Below are 11,320 nucleotides of genomic sequence, written 5' to 3'. Positions count from 1 at the left end.
CGAATAACGTGGGGGTAGCCTTACTTCATTTTGGCCCAACTTTAACTGGTTTGAAAAACTGCGAAGTGCATTACAGGAATCTCCCCCATCGATGAGCTGCCCTTTTGAATTTCGACTGCGAGTAGGAAATCAGGAGCCAGTTAAATATGCTGGGAACTTTGAGACGAAAAAATATGTAAAGTCGGACTACAAAGACATCCCTCCGGAATATTTCCCGTGTTCTTTGGGAATTTATCTGAAACACAATAGTTTCCATTCCAAATCCCATTTTCTCGTGCACCCCTTTTGGGGAGCGATACCTTATTTCCCTTGCTAATTTTGTTGTATAAATCTGTGAAGACGGAAGACAGAATATGGCTGGTGACCAACAGAAAGAACTGATGCACTACGACGAAGTATTTTCGGTATGGAAGTGCGTTAGGGGCACAAAAAAATGGATCGTATTTGTCACGGTAGCGCTGACACTTTCATTGGGGATACAAACGTTTATCATGTACCCTCAAGCCGTTGCTGCTATTGACGTAGACCAAAATGGTCCGATGAATAATAACCGAAGTGATCGGATCTTGAATAAAAAACGGCAACAATATTACAACTACAACGAACGAAATGTATCAAACACCGTAGATGCCGGCATCAACAATAATACCAGCTGGGAGTGGATTGGACTTCTAGGTTTGTTAGGTTTGTTGGGACTTCGCCGACTTCGGGATGCAAGGGGGATCTGGAATATGAAGCCGATAGTACATGGTTTCTGACTATAAACCCGAGGAATATTTTGTTCCCAGTGGTGCAACCCTATGACAAAGGTAGAAAGTTATAACAGGGGTGTTCCGATGATAGAAGGAGTTCTTAACGAAATTAAAAAGGACTTGTTGGCAAAGAAAAAACAATATCAAGAAGCCTTGGCACGCCATGAATTCCTGGAACAACAGGAAATTCTGCAAGAAATAAAACAGTTAAAAAAACAATGGGATGAATGGATGAGGGATACAACAGGGAGAGCCGGGAAGTTTAAGTAGTTATTCGCAAATGCCGTCGATTTGTTCAAAGCTTTGACTGTACCCTAATGAGACAAAAAACCGAGAAATCCCCCTTATGGTAAGAACAGTATTTTGTGGATTTCTTAAGCTAAGAGGTAATTCGTCATAAGATATGGCAAGTCTGCTGGGGATCTTCATAACAGAACACGGACTTATCATTTTATGTATAAACTTCGTTGTTTCGAAAAAGAATATAAGGTAGGACACCAAACTTTGAATTAAAGGAGTGAAGAAGCGTGCAACAGCAAAATCAACAACAACTACAGCAAGCTCTTCAAGCGGTCCAACAGGCCCAACAAGCTATAACACAGGCTCAAAACCAGGCTAACCCGCAAGCGCTTCAGCAGGCCCAGCAACAGTTGCAGCAAGCCCAGCAACAGGTTCAACAAATGCAAAACCAAGCCGGACAATTAAACACCCAGCAACAACAACAGCTGCAGCAAGCCCGTCAGCAGCTGCAACAGGCTCAACAATCCATTCAACAATCCCAAAAGTAACTGTTTGCACGGGCTGTTTTAAGACAACATATAAATGTATATTTTTATTATAAAATATGGATATATTTGGACTGAAGCATGGGACGCGGAACATCACCACATCCACCCGCATGGCAGAATCATTTTGGTAAGCCATTAAATAACCCATGCTTCTTTTTTGATATATTGAAGTAAAGTGCTTATATAAAGGTGTTTTATGTACTTTGCACGGAGAAGACTTAGCCGTACAAAAAAACGCCACTTACCCAGTAATGACAAAGGGGTTTGCGGCGTTTTGCTGAGTTTAACACAATTGGATTACGAAAGGGAATATAGAGCTTGATGGAAGCTGTGTCCCACTCAATAACTTATGCACCTTCCTTGTTCCAATCTAATGTTTTCCCAACACTTTTACTGTAGATTTGGTTTCATTTTTACCCTGTGAGTCCATCAAACGTTCGATCCGATTTTGAAGTTGACGGGTTTCCTGTAATGTATGCCATCCCTGATAGATTTCCTTTAACGATTTTTCGACCCGAGAGGCCTTGGTCTCTTGAGTAATGGATTTTAATGTTTGCTCGATGAGACGGATGATCTTATCTTCGCGCGCTTCCAATCCAGCCATCAGGATTTCGAACTCCTTTATGTTAAAATCCATATTTAAACTCCTTTTTACTAAACTAGAATCAAATGCAGTCTCATACCTCAATCTTAACAGTTATAAATCCCGTCAAATTGTACTTCTTCAACAAACCGGTTCATTGGGTTGACATAATCTGTTAAGGGACGAAGTTGCAAAAGGTAATCGACGGTTTGTTGGACGCTTGCGGATCGATACACCTCTTTGTCTTTAACTTCTACCAGCCACATTAATTCCCCATTTCGGATTCTTCGATGAATATGGACCTGGAAGTTGGATCGGGCGGCCGGAAAAGTAATTGTTTGGTTATAGTGCATATGCTCCAATTTTTCAACCAACTCTGCTCGGTTTCGCAAGCGGATTTCCTCCTATCTTTCTGTCTTTTCAAATGGATATGACAAACCGCCCACCCTACAATGGGGAAGACGGTTTGGATAAGACACAACATGGCTACAGGGATGACTGATTTTAGTGTAGCAATACGATAAAGAAGCAATCAATAAGCCGTTTTTTTAATTTATGTATACTTTTCGCTGTACTAAACAACCATTCCTTATATGAAAGTGTTTTCGTTATCATTATTAAATTTTTATAAATAATTATTTGGAGTTTTCGGCTTTGAAGGACGCAAAAGTGTGGAAGAAGAAATAGAAATCAGCAGAAATAACGGAGGTTGAATATACGATGGCTTTTACCGTTACCGGCAAGATCCACGGTGATGTGGTTACCTACACTTGGGATAATGGCCAGATTACATGTACCGAAGACTGGGCAATGGCTGACATCGAATCTCAGCTTTGGGCCATGAAAGAACTGGGAGTCAAAATCTGGACACCTACTCGCTTGTACCATTACTCCGAGAACTTCCTTCAAGACCCACATAACGCTCTTGTGCTCATTTGCGATTGCCTGGATGTGTTTATATCCGACTCTGGTGATGTTCCCGAAATGAACCAATTTACTATACCCATAAGGGTATAGTATTTAGGTTTTTGTAGATGGGAAGGGCTTTAATCACAACTATGGGTAGAACAAATGGTCAAAAAAATTCAAAAAGTACAACCTAACAGTTGTTATCAATAACGACTCACTCCATCGGGAGTTCAATCGCCGCAATCCAAGTAATGCCGGGTTGCGGTGTTTTTTATGAGTATGTAAGGTAACAGGATCCTTTTATGTTACGTTAAATGCGCTTCACAAGCGAAACAGACTGTATACACTATACAGGGCAAATTTAAACCCTAGGGGATCATACCCCCTAGGGTTTTACTTTTTATGGAATTAAACTTGCTCTTTTTTTGGTTTCTAAAATGGAACAGGGACCTTTTTATATCCCCTAAATGTCTAAAATGTAATTTAGCTTACATCTTCTTATCCGCTTTATGGATCATAATAAACGTGTGAGGGAGTGGTAAACTGAATGGTTGTAAACGTAACGCAGAAAGACTTTCAAAATCACATTAAGGATGGGTTTGTTCTAGTGGATTTTTGGTCTCCCTGTTGCCCTCCTTGTAAAGCATTAGGAATAGTTTTGGATAATTTATCTAGGGAACTGGGTATTAAAGTGGTTAAAGTGAACGCCGATGGAGATCTCGGTTTAGCCGAAAGGTACGGTGTGCGGGGACTCCCCACCATGATATTTATGAACAATGGAAATGAAGTGCATCGAATTGTTGGCTATCAAGACCAATCTAGCCTAAAAGAGGTCATTCAAAAATTGAATCATTAATTTTTTACAAGGGAGAGGAAACCATGGCTAAACAAATTATGAATGTGGCCGTACAATCAGAAAGTCGTCGGATGAGAACGCTTGTGGAAACCAATAAACATCAATTCATCGTGGATGAGCCTGCCAACATGGGCGGTACCGACCAAGGTGCTAACCCGTTGGAATATCTTTTGGGTTCCTTGGTTGGATGTGAAAACGTGATCGCTAATTTCGTGGCCAAGGAAATGAATTTCCAATTGGACGGGATTCGCTTTCAAGTCGAAGGAGAATTGGACTCTCGAGGTCTAATGGGTGATCCCGAAGTTAAACCTTATTTCCAAAAAGTGCAAATCCAAGCGCAAGTAGAGACTTCGGAAAGTGAAGAACGCGTTCAGGAGCTGCAGAAAGTCGTCGACCAGCGGTGCCCTGTTTTCACCCTGATGAAAGCCGCCGGGGTGGAACTGGAGGTGGAGTGGAAAAAGGCTTAATTTAAGAGAAAAGGCGCCAACAATGGCGTCTTTTTTTCTTCCTGGTTGTTGTTTACGACGTTTGGCAATAGTAGTCTTTACGGATTTTCAGCGCTTGTTCGGTTGTTGCAATGACAAAACCAATGATTTCGTAACAAAGTCGCCTGTGCATGATAGTTATAATGTTAAAGAGGCGAAACGGTATGAACAATCAACAGGTAACATTGTTGACTCATCCTGGATGTTTTGGGGGACGTCGGGCACGGAACTACTTAAAGAATCAGCGAATTCCGTTTGAGGAAATCCACTGGTCAGAGATACCATCTGAATTCAGAAATAAACTGAACAGCCTCGTGGTCGTAAGCCCGACGATCCTGGTCGGAAATCGTGTGCTTCGAGGGTTTGATTCGGATCAATTCCAACAAGTTTACCACCAGCAGGTGAAGGACGAATGAACAAGCTTTGGTACCTTTCTCAGATTAATATCATGAATGAACTCCCCATCGAGGATCTGAAGGAAATAGATCGGCTGGCATCCATGTCCAAAACCCCCATGGGAACAATCATTTCTTCACCGGATCAGCCGCATCAATCCCTGTACTTCTTGAAAAAGGGAAAAGTGCGGTTGTACAAACTGAATCGGGAAGGGAAAGAGTTTACCCTGGGAATCCTTGGAGACGGAAATATTTTTGGAGAAGTGGAGAGCTTTTCCACGGGGACTGGCGATACCTATGTTCAGGCGATGGAGGACTCTCTCATTTGTGTTTTAAACAAGAATGACTTTGAAGAATTTATGAAAACACGTCCGAGATTGGCGCTGAAGATGATTGAAGTATTGACGAACCGATTACGGGAAGCAGAAGAAATGCTGGAAAATCTCGCGTATGGAAGTGTAAAAAAACGATTGTTGTATCTTCTATCCAAGCTAGGTCAGAATTTCGGCACATGGGAAGGCGATTACCTCACTTTGAACATTCGTTTGAGCCACTAGGATTTGGCTACAATGATCGGAGCTACAAGAGAGACAGTAAGTGCGACGATGTCCGAATTGTCCCGTCAGGGAATCATCACGAGAAACCGGGGGAGGAGAAGTATTCGGATGAATCCCGAAAAAGTCAATCGTGCACTAAAAAGTGAATGACTTCTAGGAGGGGCGTGGTAAAGATGTTTTTGGAGGTTTGATGATGAAAACCGTGAAAGTTGTTTTTGACGCGTATGGAACCCTCTTTGATGTCCATTCTATTACCCAAAAATGCAATGAGTTTAACATAAAGTACGGGTTTTCCTTGATCTTTTCGAGCTAAGACCTATATCATTTTGCCAGAGGCCAAGATTACCAGGGAGGAAAGGATGGCAAAAATGCAGGCGGAGACTTTTAATGTAAAACGCGTAATCAAGGATAACCATTTCCAACCGTTTCTGGTATCGGGTTCGGAACCGCTCTCAGAAGTGGTCCGTCGCAAGAAGATGAAGCCGAAAGACGAAATCCTGGTGGTGGAACGACGCGGCCAACGACTGGCCTTCTCCCTTTATCAGATGACCTACCATCACGTCGCTCAGGGGGAATTGGCTGGACAACCTTTCATTTTGGCTTTCTGCGCCATTTGTAATAGCGCGACTAGTATGGATCCTGTCGTCGACGGCACCGTGCACAACTTTTCCTGCATCGGGATTTACAACGGCATGGCCCTTCTGGAGGATACGGAAACCGGCTCCTACTGGGACCATATCTCTGGGGAGTGCCTCCATGGCCCGCTAAAGGGGAAAATGCTGTCCCTCTACCCGGTGCAGCACCTGACGGTGGAGCAGGCCTTGAAAAAATGGCCGGAGCTACCCATCGCGATGTCCCAGCAGCCCCTGTACCGGCGGCTGATAGTAGAGCCGCTGATGAACTTATTTGGTAAATATAAGATCTTCCCCCCATATTTCTATCTGTCCATGGGGAAAGAGGATACCCGTCTCCCCAAAATGACGAGCGGGCTTGGCATCTATACTAAAAAGACCAAGCGATTCTATCCCATCCACACCATCAAGAGTGCAGGGGGTAAATTGAGGGACCAGGTGGACGGACGTCCCGTCACCATCACTATTGACATCGAAGGGTTCCCCAAAGCTGAATTTGCTAATGGAGAAAAGCCAACTCAAATCTATTGCCGCTGGTACGGCTTCGCCTACACCTTCCCGGGTTGCGAGCTATACGAGGAAAAAAGTGAACAATAGGCAACGGGTTCGTAATAATCCCATTTCTGTTGGTGATTGCTACCATTTTCGGACTGGTCGGCGTCATTAATGGGTACTAATTTCTCGCAAGTGTCCTGTTGAAGAGTGGTGTGGATTTCTCCCATCTTTAACGAATACATCGCCATTCTGTAGAAAGCCATCTAAAATATAACATGGTAGGTCTTTTGTTAAAAACAAGAAAAACCGCCCCAAACCCTTGATATAGCAGGGGATAGGGCGGTTTTTGTATAGGGAATCATAACGTAACAAGATTCATGTTATGTAACGTTATATGCGCTTCACAAGCGTAACAGACTGTATATTGTATTCACTCCGGAAAAGGATATGAAGACACAAAATTCCCCGTGGTAAGCCACAGGGAATTTTTAGGGATATGGAAATACGAAGGGGATATTTCGCGGTATACACCCACAATATGCACCTGCATGGTTTTGGTTCCTTGTTCAAAGGGTTTTTACGTTGATGAAACCATAGGAAAGTTGCATCCAGGGTACCTAAAAAAGCCCGTGCTATTTACACGGGCTGGGAAACGGGGTAAGTCATATAAGAGGTGTAAGTAAACCGACGCTTGGGCGGAGTGACCGCACCGGCTTAAAAACGGTTCGATATATATAGGTATGAGAGGGCAATTAAGAAAATGGCCGATATCCAACTTGCTTGTACAATAGAAAGGAACCCCTTAAAGTGGGGTTCCTTAGGAATCGACTCTTTTTAATAACCGCCAAAGCTGACCAGAGCGAAAATGGTGGCGATCACCAACAGGAAAAGCAACAGGCGACTAAAGACTAAGCACATATTCACTAAAACATCCCGTCGGCGCCAGTGGCCCATGACGGGATGTTTTTAGTCGGGATGATATTCATTACCTGATCGACTTGAAGCACAACAAACCCGGTTACGACATTAGAAAAACCGGGAGTCTGTCATTCCATATCTTGTTACGATACCATCAAATGGCTAGGCAATCAGTAAAGCATACGTCCAACAGTTTTGTGTTAAAGATGTGGTTGACCGAGCTAATTTGAAATCGCCCCTTTGCCTTAGTGTATACCCCTGTCTGATATGTGCTTGGGCAAGTGAAACGCCGCAATCCCTTTTTTTGCTGGGGTATGGCATTTTTCAGAAGATTTGCCCAAGCCCTTTTTGGGGCGGCGAGGCTGCTACAAAGGTAGAAGGTCAGCAGCCTCAAGGAGCGTAAATCACGCTCCTTTTTTGATCGTTACAGTATCATTGTTATGTAAATTGGCTGTTCGATCAACCGTCGTAAGAACAACAAAAACACCGGAGGGCGGATCAACCCTTATCCGGTGTTTTTGTTCAACAACCTGTCCTTCCCAGATACATAAACATTATATAAATGAGCACTTCATAACGTGCAAAAAATCCTATGCTCAAACAGTACTTCCTTTGCTAAAAATCGGCTGTTCGAGCGTCATAGGACAATAAAAACACCGGAAGGGGATAGGTGCTTGCAGGGGCACACCCAACCCTTACGGTGTTTTGGTTGGCAGATAACAACATTGTATGGATGAGTACCTCGTGACGTAAGCATTAAAAAGCTATTTGGGCAGGTGCAACAGCCGGCAAAGCTTTATCCTTGCATCGAGCTGCCAGACAAAGACACTGTTGCCCCTGCCCGCCTTCCCTTAGAAAAAAAAACTGCTTTGGCAGGTTTTGTTACTGTAAGAAAGACCGGTTGCTATCATTCTTATACAAAGTTTTTGGTGGGTATGTTTTTTGTTAAGTGTTTTCCCGCTTCCCTATTTATAACATAAACAGCCCGTGACGAGCTGGGATATGGATAAGCATACAAGGAGGGGTAAGTAAGGATACAGAACATCTTTTGGCTGTTGTTATCGTACAAAACGCTAGCCATTTAAACTATCAACCAATAGATCAATTTCTCTTTCCTACTTTCATAATCTATAGCCACTGTTCCTTTCATAATCTTTCCAGTATGCATGCTCAATCATGAAAAAACCTGCCAGATAGGCAGGTTTTTTCGGACATCTTTTATGTTCAGAGTCTTGAGGGTTGGTACGTTGAATGTATATGCCGGGGATTTTTCCTAAATGACTTGTTCCTGTGGGTTAGGACTAATAACCTCAAATACCGATCAAGGCAAAGATCGTCGCAATAACCAAGCTGGAGTTTCGTTTAATGGTTCAAATTCTGAGGACACAAATATCCTCTCTAAACCACGGAGATATTTGAGTTCCCAGGGAATTAATCTGGGAAGAGTTTTGTCATGCACCCACAACTTATGCACCTGTATGGTTTTGGTTCCTTGTAATCAACCAAAACTGGTTAGGAGTTATCAGGATATTCGCACTTTCCTTATTAATCAATGCTGTATATCCTATCTTGACAGTATGCTTATTTACTCAGAAGAAGGGAGGAGTCATATTGACGAAACCGAAACACACGAATATCCGAATCAATGACGGGTCCCATGATCATCAATTCCAGTTGGTTTTTTTCGAGGATGGACCCGGGATCAGGAAACCATACCCCCATCATCACGAATATCAGGGAATTACCTCATTTGATGTTGGCCACCGACACCGCTTGGGCGGAGTGACCACACCGGCACCATACGTACCAGATCATGTTCACGAATATCGGGGGACCACTACATTTGACGATGGTCATGTCCACCTCTGGTGTTACTGGGCCACCCATTCCGTTGCCAGATGGAGGTCACTACCACATCATCGAAGGAGAAACAACGGTAAACGGCAGGATCCCCCATACCCATTTCTATAAGGGAGAAGCAAGATAACCTCTAATATGACGGTGCTTTCAACCTCCTAAATCACTTGTTTGAATCCCCCGGGCTGCCCTCAAACTAATCATACGGCTAATTTTCACGGTTCAATTAAAGTGTATTTTTGTACTATAGGTGTCTGTCCATGTCGAATGACACCAGAGAAACATAGTAAAAATATAGCTTTGATCCGAAAGGGGGAGAGGTTAATGAGTGGTTACGGTTATGGATACGGTATCGGTTTGCTCCGACTGCTTCTCTTTCTGTTGGTAATTGCCACCATTTTCGTGCTGGTTGGCTTCATTGGGTACTAATTTCTCGAAGTGCTCTGTTGAAGGGTAAACGCCTGCTGGTGTAGATCCCTCACTTCTCAAAGCCGATCATTTACGGCTTTTTTCTTTTTGCCACATTTTTTAAGTGAGTGTTAGAAGGAGTAACCATATGAGCAGGAAATTTGATCCACTAACCTCGGGAAGGTTCCCCTCCATCACCAACGCAAAAAACCATCGGAACAAAAAGAACCAAAACCATATAGGTGCATAAGCTGTGGACGTATAACAAAACTTTATATCCCCTTTCGTAAAAAAAGCGCAAGTATCCCCGTGGTTTACACGGGGATACTTGCGTCTTCAGAAACGAAAAAGCGAAATATGGAGCCACTCTTTTTTTGTATACACTCTCGCGATTCCCGATTACCTAGACATATGGATTTGGGGTTGCTTTAAGTCGCCTGTTGATTTTCCTGTTGGTGATCGCCACGATCATCGGTGGCTACTTATTAAGCTATGTTGAGAACTTGGTAGAGGGAAAGGTATTCAACCATTCTTTAATTAAATAGATCTATGCCTTAAGATCTCATACAGATATATAAATATACCTATTTTTTACTTATATAGTTTCATAACCGTTTCTATCTACTAGCGTTATACATAAGGTATTAAAGCGATAGGAAAGGAGGTAACCAAGATGTTTGGAAGTTATTCTGGTGGCTACGGTGGTGGCTTTGGTTTAAAACGCCTGTTGATTTTCCTGTTGGTGATCGCTACCATCTTTGCCTTGGTTGTTTGGTAAAAAGAATCGATTTCTCAAGGGACCCCTTAAGGTGGGGTTCCTTTTTATTGTACCACAGTGCTAGTACCCAATGATTAGCGTGTGCTTGAACACCAGGGAACCACTGCGTTTAACGATAGACATCATTTCTAATATGTACTTTCCATTCCTTCTAATGGAGAGAGCGGTTGGGGCCATAGTGTGTTCCACTTTTCCCCTAAACGGGAGCCGCCATCAAAACCACGTGGATATTCCGTCTGCAGAGATTGAACTATTAAACGGACGGGAGCATAAATTAGCGCGGGGAGGTATTCTTCTCACACCACCCCCTGTACGTACAACTCGTTATAAAGCGGAAAATTACATGGTGAGTAGGCGGAAAGAAATTTTTTTACTAGCAAGGAGAGTACCCCACAAATAAAAAAAGGAGGTTCTGAATATGAGGAAGCCAGAGCACGACGACAGGTTACACAACCATCACTTTGAATTATCTTTGGAACCGTCCATGAGTCAATCACCTCCCCATCAGCACAAATATGAAGGGCAAACTTCCTTTGATGTGGGGCACCGACACAGTCTGAGGGGCGTGACGGCACCGGCTCTCGACATACCGAATCATGTTCATGAGTATCAGGGAACAACTTCATTTAACGACAGCCATGTCCACCATTTTTCAGGCGTCACCGGACCGCTCATCTTGACACCGGATGGAGGCCACTATCATATCATTGAAGGAGAAACCAATGTCAATGGATTAACCACTCATACCCATAACTATATGGGAACAGCAAAATAATTGTATTTTAATCCTGGAAGACAAAATGCCTCTCTTTTTTTAAAGACGAAAGACTAGGCAGGTGAGCTTATAATCGAATACCTTTTAACTTCTTAAGTGGCGCCCGTCCATATGTCCTAACTATTCTGTATC

14 protein-coding genes are annotated in these 11,320 nt (G+C 43.1%); 12 read left to right on the top strand and 2 right to left on the bottom strand.

Annotation, left to right across the window (positions count from 1 at the left end; genetic code table 11):
* Positions 1–353 precede the first annotated feature (353 nt).
* The 3 genes from IEW70_RS16175 to IEW70_RS16165 all read left to right on the top strand — a co-directional run bounded on the left by IEW70_RS16175 (position 354) and on the right by IEW70_RS16165 (position 1,540).
* A complete protein-coding gene (locus tag IEW70_RS16175) occupies positions 354–758 on the top strand; it encodes a WGxxGxxG family protein (RefSeq protein WP_229752040.1) in 405 nt (134 codons plus the stop codon).
* A gap of 78 nt (positions 759–836) precedes the next feature.
* On the top strand, positions 837–1,022 hold the full coding sequence (locus IEW70_RS16170; RefSeq protein WP_188648954.1) for a hypothetical protein: 186 nt from the start codon (positions 837–839) through the stop codon (positions 1,020–1,022).
* 257 nt (positions 1,023–1,279) lie between these two features.
* A complete protein-coding gene (locus IEW70_RS16165; protein ID WP_188648953.1) occupies positions 1,280–1,540 on the top strand; it encodes a hypothetical protein in 261 nt (86 codons plus the stop codon).
* 370 nt (positions 1,541–1,910) lie between these two features.
* Here IEW70_RS16165 and IEW70_RS16160 read toward each other — a convergent pair whose 3' ends face one another.
* Both IEW70_RS16160 and IEW70_RS16155 read right to left on the bottom strand, forming a co-directional pair.
* The gene (locus tag IEW70_RS16160) at positions 1,911–2,144 is read right to left on the bottom strand and encodes a hypothetical protein (protein WP_188648952.1); all 234 of its coding nucleotides are present in this window, start codon (positions 2,142–2,144) and stop codon (positions 1,911–1,913) included.
* An 86-nt stretch (positions 2,145–2,230) separates the two neighbouring features.
* Positions 2,231–2,515: a hypothetical protein gene (locus tag IEW70_RS16155; RefSeq protein WP_188648951.1), complete on the bottom strand. Its 285-nt coding sequence runs from the start codon at positions 2,513–2,515 to the stop codon at positions 2,231–2,233.
* A 328-nt stretch (positions 2,516–2,843) separates the two neighbouring features.
* On the opposite strand from IEW70_RS16155, the gene IEW70_RS16150 reads away from it, so the two are divergent.
* The 9 genes from IEW70_RS16150 (at position 2,844) to IEW70_RS16110 (ending at position 11,188) form a co-directional block, all read left to right on the top strand.
* A complete protein-coding gene (locus IEW70_RS16150; RefSeq protein ID WP_188648950.1) occupies positions 2,844–3,140 on the top strand; it encodes a hypothetical protein in 297 nt (98 codons plus the stop codon).
* A 439-nt stretch (positions 3,141–3,579) separates the two neighbouring features.
* Positions 3,580–3,888, top strand: a complete 309-nt coding sequence (locus tag IEW70_RS16145; protein ID WP_188648949.1) for a thioredoxin family protein — start codon at positions 3,580–3,582, stop codon at positions 3,886–3,888.
* A gap of 23 nt (positions 3,889–3,911) precedes the next feature.
* The gene (locus IEW70_RS16140) at positions 3,912–4,355 is read left to right on the top strand and encodes an OsmC family protein (RefSeq protein WP_188648948.1); all 444 of its coding nucleotides are present in this window, start codon (positions 3,912–3,914) and stop codon (positions 4,353–4,355) included.
* 182 nt (positions 4,356–4,537) lie between these two features.
* On the top strand, positions 4,538–4,789 hold the full coding sequence (locus IEW70_RS16135; RefSeq protein ID WP_188648947.1) for a glutaredoxin family protein: 252 nt from the start codon (positions 4,538–4,540) through the stop codon (positions 4,787–4,789).
* Positions 4,786–5,325 carry a Crp/Fnr family transcriptional regulator gene (locus tag IEW70_RS16130; RefSeq protein WP_188648946.1) on the top strand — a complete coding sequence of 180 codons (540 nt, stop codon included), beginning with the start codon at positions 4,786–4,788 and terminating at the stop codon, positions 5,323–5,325. The genes IEW70_RS16135 and IEW70_RS16130 overlap by 4 nt, the downstream gene beginning before the upstream one ends.
* A 12-nt stretch (positions 5,326–5,337) precedes the next feature.
* The gene (locus tag IEW70_RS18595) at positions 5,338–5,475 is read left to right on the top strand and encodes a helix-turn-helix domain-containing protein (protein WP_188648945.1); all 138 of its coding nucleotides are present in this window, start codon (positions 5,338–5,340) and stop codon (positions 5,473–5,475) included.
* A 209-nt stretch (positions 5,476–5,684) separates the two neighbouring features.
* Positions 5,685–6,554, top strand: a complete 870-nt coding sequence (locus tag IEW70_RS16120; protein WP_188648944.1) for a DUF3179 domain-containing (seleno)protein — start codon at positions 5,685–5,687, stop codon at positions 6,552–6,554.
* Positions 6,555–8,939: 2,385 nt separating this feature from the next.
* Complete coding sequence (locus tag IEW70_RS16115) at positions 8,940–9,341, top strand: YmaF family protein (protein WP_308423181.1); 402 nt, start codon at positions 8,940–8,942, stop codon at positions 9,339–9,341.
* A gap of 1,490 nt (positions 9,342–10,831) precedes the next feature.
* Positions 10,832–11,188: a YmaF family protein gene (locus IEW70_RS16110; RefSeq protein ID WP_188648943.1), complete on the top strand. Its 357-nt coding sequence runs from the start codon at positions 10,832–10,834 to the stop codon at positions 11,186–11,188.
* Positions 11,189–11,320 lie beyond the last annotated feature (132 nt).

The sequence above is a fragment of the Marinithermofilum abyssi genome (genome assembly GCF_014641195.1).
GTDB classification, from domain to species: Bacteria; Bacillota; Bacilli; order Thermoactinomycetales; family DSM-45169; genus Marinithermofilum; species Marinithermofilum abyssi.
The sequence above is the reverse complement of the archived record's forward strand: the minus strand, read 5'-3'. Positions and strand labels throughout refer to the sequence as shown.

Coding starts and splice junctions, on each gene's coding strand:
- IEW70_RS16175 (WP_229752040.1), top strand. CDS start 354: ATGGCTGGTGACCAACAGAAAGAACTGATGCACTACGACGAAGTATTT.
- IEW70_RS16170 (WP_188648954.1), top strand. CDS start 837: ATGATAGAAGGAGTTCTTAACGAAATTAAAAAGGACTTGTTGGCAAAG.
- IEW70_RS16160 (WP_188648952.1), bottom strand. CDS start 2,144: ATGGCTGGATTGGAAGCGCGCGAAGATAAGATCATCCGTCTCATCGAG.
- IEW70_RS16150 (WP_188648950.1), top strand. CDS start 2,844: ATGGCTTTTACCGTTACCGGCAAGATCCACGGTGATGTGGTTACCTAC.
- IEW70_RS16145 (WP_188648949.1), top strand. CDS start 3,580: ATGGTTGTAAACGTAACGCAGAAAGACTTTCAAAATCACATTAAGGAT.
- IEW70_RS16140 (WP_188648948.1), top strand. CDS start 3,912: ATGGCTAAACAAATTATGAATGTGGCCGTACAATCAGAAAGTCGTCGG.
- IEW70_RS16135 (WP_188648947.1), top strand. CDS start 4,538: ATGAACAATCAACAGGTAACATTGTTGACTCATCCTGGATGTTTTGGG.
- IEW70_RS16130 (WP_188648946.1), top strand. CDS start 4,786: ATGAACAAGCTTTGGTACCTTTCTCAGATTAATATCATGAATGAACTC.
- IEW70_RS18595 (WP_188648945.1), top strand. CDS start 5,338: ATGATCGGAGCTACAAGAGAGACAGTAAGTGCGACGATGTCCGAATTG.
- IEW70_RS16120 (WP_188648944.1), top strand. CDS start 5,685: ATGGCAAAAATGCAGGCGGAGACTTTTAATGTAAAACGCGTAATCAAG.
- IEW70_RS16110 (WP_188648943.1), top strand. CDS start 10,832: ATGAGGAAGCCAGAGCACGACGACAGGTTACACAACCATCACTTTGAA.